We start from the raw sequence: 19,815 nt of genomic DNA on the forward strand, positions 1-19,815 counted from the left end.
GTTTTCGCTTGCATTTTTATAGACCTGTTCTAGCGTCTTGGATAGTTCGGCCCCCCATGCCGAATGTGCAAGGTTTGTCAAAGGAACGACAGGTCCATCTGCCACCCTTTCTAACCTACGGTCCAGCAAGGGAAAGCGATGAGCGGGCCTCCCGATGCATTGCGCCCGCTCATGCATCGGAGTCAGCCAACATGGCCGAAAGTACTCAGCACAAGCTCGACAGGGTCCGCCCACCCCGGGTGCAAATCACCTACGATGTCGAAATCGGCAACGCCATCGAGAAAAAAGAACTGCCGTTGGTCGTCGGCATTCTCGCCGACCTTTCCGGCAAGCCGCTCAACCCCCTTCCCAAGCTCAATGAACGACGCTTCACCGAGATCGACCGCGACAACTTCAACGAAGTGCTCGCCTCGATTGCCCCCCGCGCCACCTTGCAAGTCACCAACACCCTCACTGGCGATGACAGCAAGCTCAACATCGAACTCAACTTCAAGCACATCGACGACTTCGACCCGGTGAAGGTCGTCGAACAAGTGACCCCGCTGCGGCGCCTGTTCGAAGCGCGTCAGCGTCTGCGCGACCTGCTGACCAAGCTCGACGGTAACGATGACCTGGACAAATTGCTGCGCGACGTCATCGCCAATACCGAAGGCCTGCAAGAGATCAAGTCTGCCCGTCCGGACACCGCCGCCCCCGCAGGCGACAGCGAAGCACCGGCCGAACCGCAAGCCTGATCACTCATTCACTTAGGGAGACGTCGCCATGCCCGCTTCAGCCAGCGCCAACACCAGTGAAAGCACCACGCAAAGCCTGTCCCTGCTTGACCGCATCATCGCCGAAGGCCGCATGGCCCACGACGATAGCCAGCAGGACTATGCCCGCGACATGCTCGCGGAGTTCGCCACCCAGGTTCTCGACGAAGGCATGGCCATCGACAAGGACACTGTGGCGATGATCAACGATCGCATCAGCCAGATCGACCAGTTGATCAGCGCACAACTCAACGAGGTGCTGCACCACCCCGAGCTACAGAAAATCGAAGCCTCCTGGCGCGGCCTGCACCTGTTGGTGCAAAACACCGAAACCAGTTCCCGGTTGAAATTGCGCCTGCTCAACGTCACCCAGAAAGAGTTGCAGAACGATCTGGAAAAAGCCGTCGAGTTCGACCAGAGCGCGCTGTTCAAAAAGATCTATGAAGAGGAATACGGCACCTTCGGTGGCCACCCGTTCAGCCTGCTCGTCGGCGACTACACCTTCGGCCGTCACCCGCAGGACATTGGCCTGCTGGAAAAACTGTCGAACGTCGCCGCCGCAGCCCACGCTCCATTCATTGCCGCCGCCAGCCCCCGGTTGTTCGACATGAACAGCTTCACCGAACTGGCCGTGCCCCGCGACCTGTCGAAAGTGTTCGAGAGCCAGGAGCTGATCAAGTGGCGCTCCTTCCGTGAAAGCGAAGACTCGCGCTACGTATCGCTGGTGCTCCCGCATTTCCTGCTGCGTTTGCCATACGGCCCGGACACCTCGCCGGTGGAAGGCATCAATTACGTCGAGGACGTCAACGGCAGCGACCACGGCAAATACCTGTGGGGCAACGCCGCCTGGGCCTTGTCGCAGCGCATCACCGAAGCCTTCGCCAAATACGGCTGGTGCGCGGCGATTCGCGGGGCTGAAGGCGGCGGCGCGGTCGAAGGCTTGCCGGCCCACACCTTCCGCACCACCTCCGGCGACCTGTCGCTCAAATGCCCGACCGAAGTGGCCATCACCGACCGCCGGGAAAAAGAGCTCAACGACCTGGGGTTCATCGCCCTGTGCCACAAGAAAAACAGCGACGTGGCAGTGTTCTTCGGCGGCCAGACCACCAACAAGTCCAAGCTCTACAACACCAACGAGGCCAACGCCAACGCGCGGATTTCGGCGATGTTGCCGTACGTGCTCGCGGCCTCGCGTTTCGCGCATTACCTGAAGGTGATCATGCGCGACAAGGTCGGCAGTTTCATGACCCGCGACAACGTGCAAACCTACCTCAACAACTGGATCGCCGACTACGTGCTGATCAACGACAACGCGCCGCAGGAGATCAAGGCGCAGTACCCGTTGCGTGAAGCGCGGGTCGATGTGACGGAAGTCGCGGGCAAGCCGGGGGCCTACAAGGCCACGGTATTCCTGCGGCCACACTTCCAGCTTGAAGAGCTGACCGCCTCGATCCGCCTGGTGGCCACCCTGCCGCCACCGGTCGCCGCCTGACCTGCCCCGCTCCCGTCGGCCGGCCCGACGGGAGTTCCCTGCTTATCTAGCGCGATAACCTTCAGGAGTTTCATGCGATGGATGCAATTATTCTCGACCTCGGCGGCGACATCAAAGGCGACAGTCTGCTCGAGGGCTACAAGGACAAGATCGAAGTCATGTCCTACAGCCACAACGTGGCCATGCAGGTGACCAACGACGTCAGCAACTCGGAACGGACCTCCGGCAAGCCGCACATTGGCGAGTTCACGCTGACCAAATTCGTCGACAGCTCCACACCCTCCCTCAACGAATACTGCTGTGCCGGCAAACCGATCCCGGAAGCCAAAGTCATCATCGGCCGCAACGCCGCTGAAGGCAGCGGTCAACTGATGCCGTTCATCATCTACACCCTGACCAACGTGGTGCTGTCCAACGTCAGCGTCAGCGGTGGTACAGGCGGCAAGCCCGTGGAAACCCTGTCGCTGAATTTCACCAAAATCAAATGGGAGCTGACCGCGCAGAAAGACGACGGCACCAAGGAAGGCACGGCCGCCTCGACCTGGGACATGGCCGCCAACAAGCTCGTCAAGTAAGCGGGCGCATCGGCCATGGCAGGCTCACTCCTCCCGCCGCTGTTCGAGCGACTGGCCGCAAGCGAGGTCGACACGCAACACGTGTTCGACCTCCAGGACCTGCTCGACTCTGTTCGCTCGGAATTGCTGCGCCTGTTCAACACCCGACGCGGCCCTCATGCCTTGACTTCGCCACCGAGCATTCTCGACTACGGCCTCGCTGACTGGACCGCCCTGCAACAGCAGCGTAGCGATGACCGACGGCAGTTGGTGCGAGAAGTGCGCGAGGCCATCAACCATTTCGAACCGCGCCTGAAACTGGGCGAGGTTCAGGTCAATCCAGTCCCCGACCATCCGCAGCAACTGAGCATCCGTCTGCTCGGCGAGTTGCGCAGCGGCCAGCAGCACTGGCCCGTGGCATTTGTCATCGAGAAGGCAAGCGATGGCCTTGAGGTGCGTCATGAGCGACTCGATTGACCCGCAACTGCTCGATTACTACCAGCGGGAACTGACCTGGCTGCGCCATGCCGGCGGCATTTTCGCCGAGCGTTACCCCAAGGTTGCCAGGCGGCTGGAGTTGTCCCCCGACGAATGCCCCGACCCCCACGTCGAACGGCTGCTTGAGGGATTCGCACTGCTAGCCGCCCGCCTGCAACGCCGGCTCGATGACGACTACGCCGAATTCAGCGATGCCCTGCTCGAACAACTCTATCCATTGGCGATGCGCCCGCTGCCGTCCTGCGCGATCGTGCAGTTCCAGCCGGACCCGAGCAAAGGCAATCTCGCTGGCGGCTACCCATTGCCACGGGACACGCCGCTGTTCGTCACCACCGGCAAAGGCGAAAGCATCCACTTTCGCACCAGTGCACCCGTGCGTCTGTGGCCGGTGGAAATCACCGAAGCATTGCTGCTGGGCAGCGATGAAGCCCAGGCCCTGACCGGTGTTGTCCAGGCGCGCTCGGCGTTGCGCCTGGGCTTGCGCTGCCTCGGTGACAGCCAGTGGTCAACGCTGGGCATCGAACAGTTGCGCGTCCACCTGTGTGCGTCCCCGGTGGTCAACGCCTGCCTCTACGATCTGCTCGGTGCCCATGCCGTGAAGGTCCTGGCCGGGCCCGTCGGCAGCGTGCCGAAAGCCCTTGCCGGGCTGCCGCAAATCGTCGGTTTTGCCGGCGATGAAGGTTTGCTGCCGGACGAGGACGGCGTGCACCCCGGCATGCGCCTGCTCGCCGAGTACTTTGCCTTCGCGGACAAATTCAACTTCTTCGACCTGCCCCTGGCCGGCGCCACCAGCGACAACCAGACGCTGTACCTGTACATCGTCTTCGACCGCGCCCCGACCAATCGCCTGCACCTTCAGGCCAGCGATCTTGCACTGGGCTGCACGCCGGTGATCAACCTGTTTCCGCGAACCTCGGAGCCGCTGCGCCCGGACGGGACCCGCAGCGAATACCGCCTGGTCGCCGACAGCCACCGGGAAAACAGCGTTGAGATCCATAGCATCCGGGCGATGCGTGCCACCTCCAGCCGCGGGGTTCAGCGAGTACCGGCCTATTACGGCAGCCAACATGGCGGCGCCGATAAACAGTGCTACTGGCATGCCCGCCGTGTCAGCGGCATGACCCCCAACCGCCTCGGCACCGACCTGTTGGTGAGCCTGGTGGACACCCGATTCGACCCGTTGTCCGAGGCCGTCGACTACAGCCTCACCGCGGAACTGCTCTGCACCAACCGGCACCTGGCGCAAAGCCTGCCGGCCGGCACACCGTTAGGCTTTGAACGTCCGGGCCCGGTGGCCTGGGCGCGCCTGCGCAACCCGCCCAGCCCGCAAAGTGTGCCGCGACTGGACGGTGAGTCGCGCTGGCGGCTGGTCTCGCAACTGACCCTCAATCATTTGTCGCTGGTCGAAGGGCCACAGGCGCTGGATGCACTCAAGGAAATCCTCCAGTTGCACAACCTGCGTGACGAGGCCAGCGCCTGGCGGCAAATCGAAGGATTGCTCAGCCTCGGTTGTGAGCGCGTCATCGCCCATGTCGGCGAAGACGCCTGGCGTGGCTGGCGCAATGGGCTGGAGGTGCGCCTGCAACTCGACCCGCAGCATTTCGTCGGCAGCAGCGCGGTGTTGTTTTCAGCGGTGCTTGCGCAGTTCTTTTCACTCTATGCCACCGCTAACCGTTTCGTGCGCACGGCGCTGGTTCAATCGGACAGGGAGGTGAAGACATGGCAACCCCAAGCCGGCATGCCACTGTCCCTCTGAGCCTGAGCCAACGACTGCGCCGGGATCCCCAGGGGTTCGAACTGTTGCAGGCGCTGTTGCTGCTCGAGCGCGAACATCCGCAAGCCGAATCCCTGGGCAGCGGCACCGCTCCGCAAGCGGAAGCACTGCGCTTGCGCGGCCCGTTGACGCCACTGTTTGCCGCCAGCGAAATCGAAAGCCTGACCCAGGAACCCGGCCAGCAACCGGTCCTCAGCACCCCGGTGTTCGGCCTCGGCGGTCCCGACGGCCCGCTGCCCTACGCCTATCAGGAATGGTTGCAGCAACGCGCGAGGGCCAAGGATTACGCGCCCGCTGAATTTCTCGACCTGTTTCAGCATCGGCTGCTGAGCCTGCTGTACAAAGTGATGCGCAAACACCGGATTGCCGTGGGGTTCACCGTCCCTGGTGCCTCGGCGGTTCAGGCCCAGTTGCGGGCCCTGACCGGCCTGCTGCCCAAAGCCTTGCAGGAGCGTCAGGCCGTACCCGATTGTGCCGTGCTGGCGTGCAGCGCGCTGTTCGCCGATGGGCGCCGCTCCCTCGCCGGTTTCGCCGCCATCGTGCGTGAGCAATTCGAACTGCCGGTTGAGCTCAGCGCCTATGAAGGTGCCTGGCGCGAGATCCCGCCCGCCAGTCGCAGCCGCATGATCCCCGGCGGCCGCAATCTGCAGCTGGGTCGCACGGCAGTGGCCGGCACCCGGGTCTGGGATGAACACGCCGGCATCCGCCTGACTCTTGGCCCGCTGACCTCTGCCCAGGCGGCGCGGTTCCTGCCCGATGGCGAGTCTCACCCGGTACTGGCCAGCCTCAGTGCACTGTATTTTGGCCCGGACCTGGATTGCACCCTGGTGCTGCTGGTGCGCGGTGCCGGCCCAATCAAACTCAGTCGCCAGGCGCCACCACTGCTCAGCTGGAACGGCGGCTTGCAACGCCAGACCAGTCTGGCGGTGCAACGCATCGAAACCCGTCTTCGTCAGCTGGAGATCACCTGAACATGGAACTGGCCAGCCTGATCGGACGCCTCAACCCGGACAACCGCCGCGCCCTGGAGCGGGCTGCGCAACGCTGTCTGCAGCGAGGCCACCACTACGTTGAAATCGAACACCTGCTGCTGGAGTTGCTGGACATCGAGGGCGGAGACTTCGCCTATCTGCTGCCGCGCTTCGGCCTGGAGCGCGACGCCTTGACGGCGGAAATCAACAAGGCGCTGGAGCTCTTCAAGTCCGGCAGCACGCGCACCCCGGCATTGTCGTCGCACACCACCGGGTTGCTCGAAGACGCGGTGGTGCAGGCCAGTGTGCTGGGACTGGAGAGCATTCGCTCAGGGTTGCTGCTACTTGCCTTGATCGACCGCGATGAGCGCCGCAGCCTGTTGCTCAACAGTGCTTCATCACTGTTGAAGATTCCTCGAGAGGCTTTGCGCAGCAACCTGCTGGAATGGACCGAAAATTCTCGCGAGCACGTCGGCGGTAAACGTGCGGTGACTGCCGGCAACCCGGCGCCGAAACAGGACTCGGTGCTGGACCAGTTCACCCAGGACCTGACCGCCGACGCCCACGCAGGGCGCATAGACCCCATCGTCGGCCGCGACGGCGAGATTCGCCAATGCATCGACATCCTGCTGCGCCGTCGGCAGAACAATCCGATCCTGGTCGGCGCGCCGGGCGTGGGCAAGACCGCCGTGGTCGAAGGCCTGGCCCTGCGCATCGCTGCCGGCGATGTGCCGCCGTCCTTGCAGGAAGTCAGTTTGCGTGTGCTCGATCTCGGCTTGTTGCAGGCCGGCGCCGGGGTCAAGGGCGAGTTCGAACAACGCCTCAAAGGGGTGATCGACGCGGTGCGTAGCGCGGAAAAACCGATCATTTTGTTCATCGACGAAGCCCACACCCTGATCGGTGCCGGTGGCGCGGAAGGCGGCAGCGACGCGGCCAACCTGCTCAAACCGGCCCTGGCCCGTGGCGAGTTGCGCACCCTGGCGGCCACCACGTGGCTGGAATACAAAAAATACTTCGAGAAAGACCCTGCTTTGGCGAGGCGTTTTCAGTTGGTGCAAGTCGAGGAGCCGGACGAAACCACCGCAGTGGAAATGCTCCGCGGGGTTGCCGCCAAACTCGAACAGCACCACGGCGTGCAAGTACTCGACGCGGCCATCCACGAAGCGGTGAAACTGTCCCACCGCTACATCTCCGGGCGCCAGTTACCGGACAAAGCCATCAGCGTGCTCGACACCGCCTGCGCCCGGGTCGCCCTCGGCCAGCACGACGTGCCGCCACCGCTGGAAAGCCTGCGTCACCGGCAGAACAGCCTCAAGGATGAAGTCGAACGCCTGCGCCGCGAACAAGCCACCGGGCTCGATCACCGCGAGCGCATCACCCTGCTTGAAACCGAATCCGTGGCGAATGTGCAAGCGATCCGCGAGCTGGAAGTGCGCTGGAATGAAGAACGGGTTGCGGTGCGCGAACTGCTGGAAACCCGCAGCGAATTGCTGACCTTGAGCGAACGCGCCGACAGCGACAAGCCGGACGAAGCCATCGACAGCCGCATCGATCATCTGGCCGCCGAACTGGTGCGCCTGGAAGCCGGGCTCGACGCCATTCGCCAGGACGATCCGCTGGTGCCGGAACAGGTCGATGCAAAAACCGTCGCAGCCGTGATCGCCGGCTGGACCGGCATCCCGGTCGGCAAAATGCTCGCCGACGAAGCGCACGCCGTGCGCACCCTTGGCCAGCGCATGGGGTTGCGCGTCATGGGCCAAAGCATCGCGCTGGGCACCATCGCCCAGCGCCTGCAGGCTTACCGCGCCGGCCTCACCGACCCGCAAAAACCTGTTGGTGTGTTCCTGCTGGTCGGCCCTACGGGCGTCGGTAAAACCGAAACCGCTTACGCCTTGGCCGACGCGCTGTACGGCGGCGAGCGCAACCTGATCAGCATCAACCTCTCGGAGTACCAGGAAGCCCACACCGTCAGCCAACTCAAAGGCGCCCCGCCCGGTTACGTCGGTTATGGCAGCGGCGGCGTGCTGACTGAAGCGGTACGGCGCAAACCCTATTCGGTGGTATTGCTCGATGAAATCGAAAAGGCCCATCCGGATGTACTCGAAGCCTTCTACAACGTGTTCGATAAAGGCGTGATGGAAGACGGCACCGGGTTGGTGGTGGACTTCAAGAACACTGTGATGCTCGCCACCAGTAACGTGGGCGCCGAACTGTTGCTCGACACACCGGTGGCACAACTTGGAACCGATACCTTTAACGAAGCCTTGCACAAGGTGCTGCTGCAAGCCTTTCGACCGGCGTTTCTCGCGCGGATGACGGTGGTGGCATATCGGCCGCTGGATGAAGCGACGCTGGAAGGGATTGTGTTGGCGAAGCTGGAGAAATTGCGTGGTCGGTACAAAGCCGCGACCGGGAAGCAGTTTGAGTTCGATGCAGGGATTGTCCAGGCGGTGTTGGCCAAGTGCAGTGCTGCCGGGGCTCGGGATGTTGAAAATGTGTTGATGACGCAGGTGACGGGGAAGTTGGCGGAGTGGGTGCTGGAATAAATGTCCTCATCCGGTTGTCCGGTGATGATAAAGCGGGTCATTTGAATGCTTTTTCTTTTACAGGAGTGACGAAAATCATGGCTTATGCGCAATCCACACTCACGGCGGCAAATATTTCCACACATGATCCCTGGACGCCCATGGTGAACTCGATCATCAACACCGGAAAAATCTACGGTGAGGACGTGGAGGTGATCGGCGCAGTTGGCGGTACCGGGCTGGTGACTAGTACCCGCTCCGGAATGCTAGTACTTAACGGTCTCAAGATCGGTCAGAACAACGCTCATATATCAATTGTCCCCAATGACTCAGGGATGTGGACTTATTTCCATATCACGTTGGTCGGAGGAAAAAACAATGGCTCGATCTATTACCAACTTGAAGTTGACGAAGACGACGAGCTTGATGTTAAAACATCGTCAAAAAGCCTGATGAAAGAAGAAGGCAAAAAAGCAAAAATATCCGCCGCCACCCATACAATCACCTCACAACCGGGGAACTTGCTGAAGGAGGTAAAGATATTGATGCAAAAATTGATCAAGACAAAATTTTCAGTAGGTGAAGCGACTTAGTCAAGCCATCCAGATGGGCGAAAGGGGTTATTACATGCTTACTTGTGTGACATGGAATACGCAAGGCAGTAACGCTGTTGAAATGCATGTGGAAAAACTGCTCACCGACGGCGCCGACATTATTTTTTTACAAGAGTCGGCCGAGTCGGGGGATGTTCAAGGATATACCTATGACTTTCAGGGACGCACAGGAACTTCCAGCCGGCCCGGGATTTTGTATAGCGGTACACGATCGCGCTGGCATGGCGGCTACCAGGGTGCTACCAGTGTACTTACTCGCCAGGGATTGGGTGCAACGGCATCGAATATCATCGTTCACCCGGACGGAGTGAGTCGAGGAGTCCTGTATACAACCATTGCCCGTGGGGGAGCGACGCTTTATTTATGTACCATTCATGCATGGTCGCCGACAGGAAATGACTGGGACTTGATAGCAGGAAACCTTATGGGTCGAATTATCGCGCTGGTAGGTGCCAATCCCGTCATTGTGGGAGGAGACTTCAATCAAGCAGCGGGAAGATCTGCTATTGGGGCATGGGCCATACCGGGTAGTTCGCACTTCGGCGGGGGCGCTCTGGATGGATTCTGGCTATATAACTTTCCCGCAGGAGCCGTTAATTCTTGTGGATTATATGCCTCAAGCAAAGGCGACCATTATCCCGCCTGGGCTCAAATAAACATATGACCAGATTCTAATGCCGCGCGCCATCGATACAACTACCAGCCTTTCCCTGACCGCCTCATCGTTAGCGGCACTTTATCCTGAGTCCATTTCCGGTGAGGAACCCCTCAACGGCCTCGGCAAGCAGACTTTGAATGGCCTCAATGACGGCACCTCATTAACCCTGACCACCGCCGTTGCCACCCACGTCACGACCACCCTGCACAACGACGCCCAAACCCGACCTCTCGATGCATTGGTCGCCGAAATCCGCCAACTCCCGGCCGACGCCACCGCCGAACGCTATCAACTCGTGCTACGCCCGTGGCTGTGGTGGCTGACCCTGGCCAGCAATAACCGGGTATTCCAGAACCTCTCCACTTCAGACATCGTCACCACGATTTTCAAGGCCCACGGCTTTACCGATTTCACCCTGAAACTTACCGGCAGCTACACCCCGCGCGAGTACTGCGTGCAATACGGCGAAACCGACTTCGCGTTCGTTTCGCGCCTGTTGGAGGAGGAAGGGATTTTCTGGTTTTTTACCCACGAAGACGGCAAGCACACGTTGGTGCTGGGGGACAGTAACGATGCCTTCCCACAAATCCCGAACGGGCCGAAGGTAAACTATCTCGGCCAGCAGATGGGCGAGCGCGAACTGCATGGCATTCGCTCCGGGCAGGTCTGCGTGCAGGCGGTGGCCGGGGTGTATCAGGCGACGGATTACGAATTCACCACGCCGACCACTTCGCTCTACAGCCAGGCCGAAGCAGTCGCCGGACCGCGGTCGATGTACGAGCATCCGGGCAGCTACAACGCCAAGGCCCGCGGCGATGCACTGACCAAGCAGCGCGTCGATGGTTTGCGCAGTCAGGAGAAGCGTTTTGTCGGCGAAAGCGACTGCCGCTGGCTGGTGCCGGGGCATTGGTTCACGCTGGCCGGTCACGATGACACAACCCTGAATATCGATTGGGTGGTGACGGCGGTGACTCACGAAGCCAGCCACGATCATTACCGCAACCGCTTCGAAGCGATCCCCAAAGCCACGCCATTTCGCCCTGCGCGAACAACGCCAAAACCACGCATGCACACCCAGACCGCCATCGTCGTGGGCAAGTCCGGCGAAGAGATCTGGACCGACGAATACGGCCGCATCAAATTGCAGTTTCCCTGGGACCGCGACGGCAAAAACGATGAAACCAGCTCCTGCTGGGTGCGAGTGGTGCTGCCCTGGAGCGGCAAGGGTTTCGGCATGCAGTTCGTCCCGCGCATCGGCCAGGAAGTGATCGTGACCTTTATCGACGGCGACCCCGATCGGCCACTGGTGACCGGTTGCGTCTACAACGGTGACAACGCCCTGCCCTACGCGCTGCCGGCCAATCAGACCCAGTCCGGGATCAAGACCCAGTCGTCCAAGGGCGGCGGCGGTTTCAACGAGTTGCGCTTTGAAGACAAGAAGGACGCCGAAGAGGTGTTCCTGCAGGCGCAGAAGGATCTGAAGATCAACGTACTCAACGACACCACTGCCACCGTTGGCCACGACGAAACCCTGACGGTGCAGAACGCCCGCACGCGCACGGTGAAGGAAGGCGACGAGACCGTGACCCTGGAGAAAGGCAAACGCAGCGTGACCATCCAGACCGGCAGCGACAGCCTTGACGTGAAGGACAGCCGCACGGTGAAAGTCGGCGCCGACCAGACCCACAGCACGGGCGGCAACTACGACCATACGGTCACCGGCAACTACAGCCTGACCGTGGACGGCAACCTGACCATCAAGGTGACCGGCACCCTGACCCTGCAAAGCGGCGGCAGTTTTGCGATCAAGAGCGGCGCGGACCTTGCCGCCGAGGCGAGCACGTCGATCAACCAGAAAGCCGGCACCTCCTTGAGCAACCAGGCCGGCACCGCGCTGGAAAACAAGGCGGGCACGACGCTGACCAACGATGCCGGGATCAGCCTGATGAACAAGGCCGCCGCCGAGCAAACCGTCGACGGCGGCGGCATGCTGACCATCAAGGGCGGGCTGGTGAAGGTCAACTGAGGAGGGTTACGCAATGACATCGAGCAAACTTGATCTGGAGCGTGGCGACAGCCACCTCGACGGGCGCTTGCTTGAAGGCCGGCTGGAAGGCCCGCTGCGCATCAAGGACGCCGGTCGACCTCAGGCGAACCTGAGCTACAGTCAGGGCGAGCTACAGGGCACGAGCCTGCTGTATTACCCCAATGGCAACGTCTCGGCGCAACTGCCCTATGTGCACGACAAGTTGCACGGCGTGGCCAGTTTCTTTGCGCCCGAGGGCGGGTTGCAACGCAAGGCGACTTATCGCCAGGGCCTGCTTCACGGTGAAGCGAACAACTACTTCCCTGACGGGCTACTGGCCGAGACGCAGTTTTACCGAGATGGCGTGCGCGAGGGGCGGTATCAGCGCTTTCACCCCAACGGTAAAACCGCCGTCGAGGCGCGGTATCTCAACGGTCAGTTGCTGGAACCGGAACAGGGTTTCGCCGCCGATGGGCGACCGCTGGACGCCGAGGGCAAGCCGATCTCGAGGGTACGCTGGTGGTTCAGGCGCTGGAGTGATCCTGCCGAGGCGTGAAGCCTTGTGGGAGTCAGGGAATGAGCATCTGCATCTGCCCGGGCATGACAATCTTGATCACCCCGGCCCAGTTGCACATCAAGGTGCTGTTGGCGTCGATGGCCGGCATGCCGCCCAGCAGCAGGGTCGGCGCCCCACCCGGTATCCACGGCGTGGCGGTCGCCGGGATGCAGGGCATCGGTGTCAGCACACCCAGCGCCGCAGCGGTGGCGGCCGCGACCGTCGGGTTGGCCAGGCTCGTGCACACACCGAAAGGCATGATGTTGACCAGCGGGATGTGATCCATGATGTTCGCCGCCGGCAGGCCAGCGGTCAGTGTGCGATTGACCGGCAGCACGTTGAGCACGGCCGGCGCCGCGCCAAAGCTGCATTGCAGGGTGGCACTGGCACAGACTTGCGGACAGCCCATTTCAAATCTCCTTCCTGACAGCACCGTGCCCCTGAACCATAGTCCGCCGGGCGTGTTCTCGCACATCAGGAACGCTGATTATCCTGCAACACGCTAACCTATAAGACCGTGCCACGCTTGTGGCACTCCTGCCTCAGCATTAGATTAGCCAATAGTTTAAGGCCTCCAGAATAAGCAGAAGGGATAAGCATGGCGCTTAACGACCAGTCCACCCGTATCCGCACCGGCGAAGAGCTCGATGCCAGCTTGATCGATCCGTACCTCAAGGCCCATATTCCGGGGCTCAGCGGCTTGCCACGGATCAGCCAGTTTCCGGGCGGTGCCTCAAACCTCACCTACTTGCTGGAATACCCCGAACAGGAATTCGTCCTGCGTCGCCCGCCCTTCGGCCACAAGGCCAAGTCGGCCCATGACATGGGCCGTGAATTCCGCATCCTCAATCAACTGCGCGACGGTTTTCCGTACTGCCCGAAAGCCTACGTGCACTGCACCGACGAATCGGTGATCGGTGCCGAGTTCTATGTCATGGAACGGGTCAACGGCATCATCCTGCGCTCGGACCTGCCGCCGGAGCTGGGCCTGGATTCGGCGAAAACCGAAGCCCTGTGCAAGAGCTTCATCGACAAGTTCGTGGAGCTGCACCGCGTCGACTACAACGCCTACGGCCTGGGTGACCTTGGCAAGCCCGAAGGCTACGTTGCGCGGCAAATCAAAGGCTGGAGCGATCGCTACGAAAAGGCCCTGACCCCCGATGCGCCGCAATGGGAAACGGTGAAAGCCTGGCTCAACGACAAGATGCCGGCCGACCACCCGACTTCCAGCATCGTGCACAACGACTACCGCTTCGACAACGTGATCCTCGACCCGAACAACCCGATGCAGATCATCGGCGTGCTCGACTGGGAACTGACCACCCTGGGCGATCCGCTGATGGACCTGGGCAACACCCTCGCCTACTGGATCGAAGCCGATGATCCGGCACCGGTGCAGATGATGCGCCGCCAGCCGAGCCACGCGCCGGGCATGCTGACCCGCCGCGAGTTCGTCGATTACTACGCCGAACGCTCGGGCATCCGCATCGACAATTTCGACTTCTACTACACCTACGGCCTGTTCCGCCTGGCCGGCATCGTGCAGCAGATCTACTACCGCTTCTACCATGGCCAGACCCAGGACAAACGCTTCGCGCAGTTCATTCACATGAACAAGCTGCTGGAGCAGATGAGCTTGCAGGTCATTTCGAAATCCAGCCTCTGATCGGCTTCATAACAAGGCTTCATAACAAGGCTTCATAACAAGGGAATCCCATGTCCAAGACTCAGTTGTTCGACCTCGACGGCAAGATCGCTTTCGTCTCCGGCGCCAGCCGTGGCATCGGTGAAGCCATCGCCAAACTGCTGGCCCAGCAAGGCGCCCACGTGATCGTGTCGAGCCGCAAGCTTGAAGGCTGCCAGCACGTCGCCGACGCGATCATCGCCGCCGGCGGCAAGGCCACCGCTGTTGCCTGCCATATCGGCGAAATGGAACAGATCAGCCAGGTCTTCGCCGGCATCAAGGAACAGTTCGGCCGTCTCGACATCCTGGTCAACAACGCCGCGACCAACCCACAGTTCTGCAACGTGCTGGACACCGACCTCAGCGCCTTCCAGAAAACCGTCGACGTGAACATCCGCGGCTACTTCTTCATGTCGGTCGAAGCCGGCAAGCTGATGCGCGAAAACGGCGGCGGCAGCATCATCAACGTGGCATCGATCAACGGTGTTTCGCCGGGCATCTTCCAGGGCATCTACTCGGTGACCAAGGCAGCGGTAATCAACATGACCAAGGTGTTCGCCAAGGAATGCGCGCAGTTCGGGATTCGCTGCAATGCCTTGCTGCCGGGCCTGACCGACACCAAGTTCGCCTCGGCACTGGTGAAAAACGAAGCCATCCTCAACACCGCGCTGCAACAGATCCCGCTCAAGCGCGTAGCTGACCCAAGCGAAATGGCCGGCGCAGTGTTGTACCTGGCCAGCGATGCTTCCAGCTACACCACCGGCGTTTCGCTGAATGTGGATGGCGGTTTCCTGTCCTGATCGTCTGAACAGCACGAATCCCTGTGGGAGTGAGCCTGCTCCCACAGAGATGTACCCCGAGCAAGTCGGGGTTGTTGTGCAGCGCAACGCCAGGATTTACTGCGTGACGCAACGCCAGGATTTACTGCGTGACGCAACGCGTCGTGGTGGTGACTCGGGTCACCTGCCCGTCTTCAGCCCGTACATCGCCCAGGACATCGGTTTTATCCATGGCCTGACAGGTGCGTTCAGGAGGCGGTGGAGTGACCACTGGCGGGGGTGGCGGACTGGCACAGCCGCCGAGGATCGCCACGCACAATGCCAGCGACAAGGGTGAGATAACGCGTTTCCCAAGAGTTTTCATAGGTTGACCCGCGATAAGTGATAGACACATTTTTTGTGACAACAAAACCGGCGCGCAAAGTCCATGCACCTGTCAAAAAAATAAATATCTGCGAATCACTCATAGCTCAGCCCGTGGCCAACACCCGGAAAAGCTGACAGTTCTTACATCACCGAATCAGGCCATTGCAGGGAGTTGCTGTCCAGTTCGTAACGCAGCTCTTCGATCAATGCGGTGACCGATAGTGCGTTTGTACCTTAACCCTGCCCCTTCGACCGGGATTCACCAAAGAACAGTCCCCGCTCCCGCGCCCAGACAATCGCCTCGCTGCGACTATGCACATCGAGCTTGGAATACACCATCGCCGCATGGTTGCGTACCGTGTTCGGCGCGACTTTCAGGCGCGCGGCGATTTCCTTGTCGGCCAGACCTTCGCAGATCAGGCCCAGCACATCACGCTCACGGGCGGTCAGTTGCCCGGCGCTGGCCCAGTTGGTGACATCCTCCATGATCAGCACCAGCGATTCCGGCTCGCCATGGCTGTCGGCCAAAACCAGACTGCGCACGCGATGGACCCAGGTACGCACTTCGTCCGCCGTCGACGTCACTTCCACTAGCACATCGCTGAACGTCTCGCCGCGCGCCACCCGGTTGATCGGGTAGCTGTCGACTGGCACCACATGATTGTTGCGATAGCGCAATGCGAAGCGTTTGGCATACGCCATGGTGTTGCTACCCAGGTCGCTGATCTGCGAGACGCCGTGCATGGCCAGCGCCGCCTCGTTGGCCCACAGGATGCTCTGGTCAGGATCGAGCAGGATCACGCCGTAGGACAAGCCGGCGATGATTTGCTGCAACTGGAGGCGATTGGTTTCGGTGGTCAGAACGTCCTGGCTCATTTCGACCCCACAAGTATGGTGACCCTGTGAAGAATACGACCGCCGGGATTCTGGTTAGTGCAACGAACCCTGTGGGATCTCCATCATTTTCGGTCTGTGAAAAGCTTGAAGGGCCGGTGGTCGTTTGACTGACTATTGCAGGTTCAACGATGCCTCCAGCTTCGCCAGTTTCTCGGGATTACGCATGATGAAGATCCGGCTCACCCGCCCCGACTCATCGAAGCCAAAGGTCATCGATGCCGTAAGGCTTCGGTCCACGCCAGCGCGGCGCGCTCCGCAGGGCTGAAATCACTGACGTGGCGCCAAACGATCAGGCGATCCAGGCGCTCGTTGGTTTCATTGGCTTCCCGGGCTTCGCGGGTGTGCATCTTCACGCAGAAACCGCACTGGTTGATCTGCGAGGCGCGCAGGTGGATCAAGTGCTTGAGGGCGGGATCGAGATCATGCTGATCGAGTGCGACATGGACCTGGGTCAGGCTTTCGAAAACCTGTGGGATCGATTGCAGCAGGTTGACCGCTTGGGTGTTGGACGACATCGTGTTGCTCCACTGATTGAGGGATTCAACAGGATGACGATTGAGGATTGCGCGTTGTGACGTGCGCTGAAAATTTCAGCGCACGTCACTCGGCTCAGGCCGCCAGCTCGCCCTTCGCCACCGCCGCCGAAGCCGCCAGCATTGCCCGCAACAGCACCGCACACCCGGCCGCCAGGTCTTCCGGCGCGGCGTTTTCGATTTCGTTGTGGCTGATGCCGCCTTCGCAGGGCACGAAGATCATCCCGGCCGGGCCGAGTTCGGCAAGGAAGATCGCGTCGTGCCCTGCCCCGCTGACGATGTCCATGTGCGACAGGCCCAGGCTTTGGGCGGCGCCGCGCACGGCTTCGACACAGCCTTTGTCGAAGTACAGCGGCGGGAAGTCGGCCGTTGGCGTTAGTTCGAAGGTCAGGCCGTGTTCGTCGCAGGTGGTTTCGATGACTTCGCGCACTTCGGCGATCATCGAGTCCAGGCGCTCCGGTTCCAGATGGCGGAAGTCCAGGGTCATGCGCACTTCGCCGGGGATGACGTTGCGCGAGCCGGGATAGGCTTGCAGGCAACCGACGGTGCCGCAGGCATGGGGTTGATGGCTGAGGGCGGCGCGGTTGAGCGCACCGACGATCACCGCGGCGCCGACCAGGGCGTCCTTGCGCAGGTGCATCGGGGTCGGGCCGGCGTGGGCTTCGACGCCGCGCAGTTTCAGGTCGAACCATTTCTGCCCCAAGGCGCCCATCACCACGCCGATGGTCTTGCGTTCGTCTTCGAGGATCGGGCCTTGTTCGATGTGGGCTTCAAAGTAGGCACCGACTTTGTGGCCGCTTACTTTGCGCGGGCCGGCGTAGCCAATGGCATTGAGTGCTTCACCGACCGTCACGCCCTCGGCATCAACCTTGGCCAGGGTTTCCTCGAGGGTGAATTTTTCCGCGAACACGCCGGACCCCATCATGCACGGGGCGAAACGCGAACCTTCTTCGTTGGTCCAGACCACCACTTCCAGCGGCGCTTCGGTTTCGATGTTCAGGTCATTGAGGGTGCGCAGCACTTCGACGCCCGCCAGTACACCGAAGCAGCCGTCGAACTTGCCGCCGGTAGGCTGGGTGTCGATGTGGCTGCCGGTCATCACCGGTGGCAGGTCGGGATTGCGCCCGGGGCGACGGGCGAAGATGTTGCCGACGGCGTCGATGCTGACGGTGCAGCCGGCATCGATACACCATTTGACGAAGATGTCCCGGGCCTGGCGGTCGAGATCGGTCAGGGCCAGGCGACACACGCCGCCCTTGACCGTGGCACCGAGCCTGGCCAGTTCCATGAGCGACTGCCACAGGCGGTCGCGGTTGATGTGCTGATGGCTGGACTGCAGAACATCTACGGCCGCGTTCATGATGATCTCCTCAGGCTGTTCTTGTGTGTTTCTTCAGGTGTTTCGTTGGTGTTTGTGCCACCGCTTTCGCGAGCAGGCTCGCTCCTACAGGGGAATGCATTCCAAATGTAGGAGCGAGCCTGCTCGCGATGGGGCCATCCTTCACACCGGAGATTTCGCTACGGACGGATCGACTCGCATCACACTCAACCCATAATAAATAACCCCACCCAGCGCCGAGCCTGTAAACCAGCCATAGCTGTAGAACCAGCTGAACACGTCGCTGCCCAGGGACAACAACGTCAGCACCACCGGCACACCAAACGCGATGAACCCGCTCCAGTTCCACGCCGGATACACGTCGTCCCTGTAGAGCCCGGCAAGGTCCAGTTGCTGTTTCTTGATCAGGAAATAGTCCACCACCATGATCCCGGCGATCGGCCCCAGCAGGCTCGAATAACCGAGCAACCAGTTGGAATAGACGGTTTCGAGACTGACGTCCGAGACAATCAGGCCCAGTTTTTTCAGCAGCTCATGGGCCATCAATGCCAACCCGACAAATCCGGTGAGCAATACCGCCTTGGTGCGGTTGATCGCCTTGGGCGCGATGTTCTGGAAGTCATTGGTCGGCGACACGATGTTGGCTGCGGTATTGGTCGACAGCGTGGCGATGATGATCAGCGCCATCGCCAATGCGACCCAAACCGGGCTCTGGATATGACCGATCAAGGTCACCGGATCGGACACCGTCACCCCCACCAGTTTCACCGACGCGGCGGTCATCACCACGCCGAGGGAAGCAAACAGGAACATGGTCAGCGGCAGGCCGATGATCTGCCCGACAATCTGGTCCTTCTGGCTTTTCGCGTACCGGCTGAAGTCCGGAATGTTCAGTGACAGCGTGGCCCAAAAGCCGACCATCGCCGTCAGCCCGGCGGCGAAGTAGCTGGCCACGCCGGCGCCTTCGGGACGCTTGGCCGGAATTGCCAGCAATTCGGTCATCGACACGTTGGGCATGGCCCAGACCAGCAGGCCTGCGCCCACCAGTACCAGCAGCGGGGCCGACAGGGTTTCCAGCCATTTGATCGACTCGGCGCCGCGAATCACCACCCACAGGTTCAGCGCCCAGAACACCATGAAGCCGATGACTTCGCCCGTGCCGCCCAGGGATTTCCAGCCCTCGAACACCGAGCCGAGGAACAGGTGAATCGCCAGCCCGCCGAACATGGTCTGGATGCCGAACCAGCCGCACGCCACCAGGGCGCGGATCAGGCACGGAATGTTGGAGCCGAGCACGCCGAAGGACGAGCGCAGCAACACCGGAAAGGGAATGCCGTACTTGGTGCCGGGAAAGGCGTTAAGCGTCAGGGGAATCAGCACGATGATGTTGGCAAACAGAATCGCCAGCAGCGCTTCACCGACGCTCAGGCCGAAGTACGCGGTCAGCACGCCGCCGAGGGTGTAGGTCGGCACGCAAATCGCCATGCCCACCCACAGCGCGGTGATGTGCCATTTGTTCCAGGTGCGTTCGCGCACCTTGGTCGGTGCAATGTCGTGGTTGTAACGGGGACTGTCGAGGACATCGCTGCCGGCTTCGAGCTCGAACAAGCCGTCGCGCTCGGTCACTTGCGATCTGATCTGTTGCATGGCCGCTCCACTGTTCTTTTGATTATTGTTGCTCATCAGGGGCTGGCGCCGATCAGCGCGAGCCGGACGATGGCCGGAGAAACTGACAACCTGCATGGCCGGCCAAGGTGTCAGCGGCGGCATCAATAAACGTGCCGGGTTCCCCGCTGG

The 19,815-nt window shown here is 61.1% G+C and carries 18 protein-coding genes and 2 pseudogenes; 13 read left to right on the forward strand and 7 right to left on the reverse strand.

All coding sequences use genetic code 11. From position 1 onward, the window contains the following. Window positions 1-191: 191 nt before the first annotated feature. The 11 genes from tssB to VC35_RS01275 all read left to right on the forward strand — a co-directional run bounded on the left by tssB (window position 192) and on the right by VC35_RS01275 (window position 12,420). Entirely contained in the window at window positions 192-734 is a 543-nt protein-coding gene (gene tssB, locus VC35_RS01230; RefSeq protein ID WP_046037250.1) for a type VI secretion system contractile sheath small subunit, read from the forward strand. A gap of 28 nt (window positions 735-762) precedes the next feature. Further along, on the forward strand, window positions 763-2,244 hold the full coding sequence (gene tssC, locus VC35_RS01235; RefSeq protein ID WP_046037251.1) for a type VI secretion system contractile sheath large subunit: 1,482 nt from the start codon (window positions 763-765) through the stop codon (window positions 2,242-2,244). A 77-nt stretch (window positions 2,245-2,321) separates the two neighbouring features. After that, window positions 2,322-2,819 (forward strand): Hcp family type VI secretion system effector, encoded by a 498-nt coding sequence (locus VC35_RS01240; RefSeq protein ID WP_008046674.1) that lies wholly within the window; start codon window positions 2,322-2,324, stop codon window positions 2,817-2,819. 15 nt (window positions 2,820-2,834) lie between these two features. Next, window positions 2,835-3,275, forward strand: coding sequence for a type VI secretion system baseplate subunit TssE (gene tssE, locus VC35_RS01245; RefSeq protein WP_046037252.1), 441 nt, complete (start codon window positions 2,835-2,837; stop codon window positions 3,273-3,275). Then, window positions 3,259-5,052, forward strand: coding sequence for a type VI secretion system baseplate subunit TssF (gene tssF, locus VC35_RS01250; RefSeq protein WP_046037254.1), 1,794 nt, complete (start codon window positions 3,259-3,261; stop codon window positions 5,050-5,052). The genes tssE and tssF overlap by 17 nt, the downstream gene beginning before the upstream one ends. Beyond that, complete coding sequence (gene tssG, locus VC35_RS01255; RefSeq protein WP_046037255.1) at window positions 5,016-6,041, forward strand: type VI secretion system baseplate subunit TssG; 1,026 nt, start codon at window positions 5,016-5,018, stop codon at window positions 6,039-6,041. Before tssF ends, tssG begins: the two co-directional genes overlap by 37 nt. A gap of 2 nt (window positions 6,042-6,043) precedes the next feature. Then, the gene (gene tssH / locus VC35_RS01260) at window positions 6,044-8,587 is read left to right on the forward strand and encodes a type VI secretion system ATPase TssH (RefSeq protein WP_046037256.1); all 2,544 of its coding nucleotides are present in this window, start codon (window positions 6,044-6,046) and stop codon (window positions 8,585-8,587) included. Continuing rightward, window positions 8,572-9,159 carry a hypothetical protein gene (locus tag VC35_RS01265; protein WP_185754724.1) on the forward strand — a complete coding sequence of 196 codons (588 nt, stop codon included), beginning with the start codon at window positions 8,572-8,574 and terminating at the stop codon, window positions 9,157-9,159. The genes tssH and VC35_RS01265 overlap by 16 nt, the downstream gene beginning before the upstream one ends. Before the next feature lie 34 nt (window positions 9,160-9,193). Beyond that, complete coding sequence (locus tag VC35_RS28505; protein WP_080925234.1) at window positions 9,194-9,844, forward strand: endonuclease/exonuclease/phosphatase family protein; 651 nt, start codon at window positions 9,194-9,196, stop codon at window positions 9,842-9,844. A 10-nt stretch (window positions 9,845-9,854) separates the two neighbouring features. Beyond that, window positions 9,855-11,864 (forward strand): type VI secretion system Vgr family protein, encoded by a 2,010-nt coding sequence (locus tag VC35_RS01270; RefSeq protein ID WP_046037259.1) that lies wholly within the window; start codon window positions 9,855-9,857, stop codon window positions 11,862-11,864. A 13-nt stretch (window positions 11,865-11,877) separates the two neighbouring features. After that, window positions 11,878-12,420: a toxin-antitoxin system YwqK family antitoxin gene (locus VC35_RS01275; RefSeq protein WP_046037260.1), complete on the forward strand. Its 543-nt coding sequence runs from the start codon at window positions 11,878-11,880 to the stop codon at window positions 12,418-12,420. 13 nt (window positions 12,421-12,433) lie between these two features. Here the strand turns inward: VC35_RS01275 and VC35_RS01280 are convergent, their stop codons facing one another. Then, a complete protein-coding gene (locus tag VC35_RS01280) occupies window positions 12,434-12,829 on the reverse strand; it encodes a DUF4280 domain-containing protein (RefSeq protein WP_046037262.1) in 396 nt (131 codons plus the stop codon). A 189-nt stretch (window positions 12,830-13,018) separates the two neighbouring features. On the opposite strand from VC35_RS01280, the gene VC35_RS01285 reads away from it, so the two are divergent. Together VC35_RS01285 and VC35_RS01290 are read left to right on the forward strand one after the other, a co-directional pair. After that, on the forward strand, window positions 13,019-14,086 hold the full coding sequence (locus VC35_RS01285) for a phosphotransferase family protein (protein WP_046037263.1): 1,068 nt from the start codon (window positions 13,019-13,021) through the stop codon (window positions 14,084-14,086). Window positions 14,087-14,136: 50 nt separating this feature from the next. Then, window positions 14,137-14,904, forward strand: coding sequence for an SDR family oxidoreductase (locus tag VC35_RS01290; protein ID WP_008046696.1), 768 nt, complete (start codon window positions 14,137-14,139; stop codon window positions 14,902-14,904). Window positions 14,905-15,025: 121 nt separating this feature from the next. Here the strand turns inward: VC35_RS01290 and VC35_RS29400 are convergent, their stop codons facing one another. The 6 genes and pseudogenes from VC35_RS29400 to VC35_RS01315 all read right to left on the reverse strand — a co-directional run bounded on the left by VC35_RS29400 (window position 15,026) and on the right by VC35_RS01315 (window position 19,665). Further along, on the reverse strand, window positions 15,026-15,247 hold the full coding sequence (locus VC35_RS29400) for a hypothetical protein (protein ID WP_185754725.1): 222 nt from the start codon (window positions 15,245-15,247) through the stop codon (window positions 15,026-15,028). A gap of 236 nt (window positions 15,248-15,483) precedes the next feature. Further along, the gene (locus tag VC35_RS01300) at window positions 15,484-16,125 is read right to left on the reverse strand and encodes a LuxR C-terminal-related transcriptional regulator (RefSeq protein WP_046037266.1); all 642 of its coding nucleotides are present in this window, start codon (window positions 16,123-16,125) and stop codon (window positions 15,484-15,486) included. A gap of 132 nt (window positions 16,126-16,257) precedes the next feature. Beyond that, window positions 16,258-16,380 (reverse strand): annotated as a pseudogene (locus VC35_RS29820) (RNA polymerase subunit sigma-24); the annotation flags it as partial. Further along, a pseudogene (locus tag VC35_RS01305) lies at window positions 16,368-16,661 on the reverse strand (carboxymuconolactone decarboxylase family protein); the annotation flags it as partial. The pseudogenes VC35_RS01305 and VC35_RS29820, both read right to left, overlap by 13 nt. 94 nt (window positions 16,662-16,755) lie before the next feature. Beyond that, a complete protein-coding gene (locus VC35_RS01310; RefSeq protein WP_046037267.1) occupies window positions 16,756-18,039 on the reverse strand; it encodes a Zn-dependent hydrolase in 1,284 nt (427 codons plus the stop codon). Between the two features lie 141 nt (window positions 18,040-18,180). After that, on the reverse strand, window positions 18,181-19,665 hold the full coding sequence (locus VC35_RS01315) for an NCS1 family nucleobase:cation symporter-1 (RefSeq protein ID WP_046037433.1): 1,485 nt from the start codon (window positions 19,663-19,665) through the stop codon (window positions 18,181-18,183). Window positions 19,666-19,815: the final 150 nt, after the last annotated feature.

This window comes from Pseudomonas fluorescens (assembly GCF_000967965.1).
Taxonomy (GTDB): domain Bacteria; phylum Pseudomonadota; class Gammaproteobacteria; order Pseudomonadales; family Pseudomonadaceae; genus Aquipseudomonas; species Aquipseudomonas grandcourensis.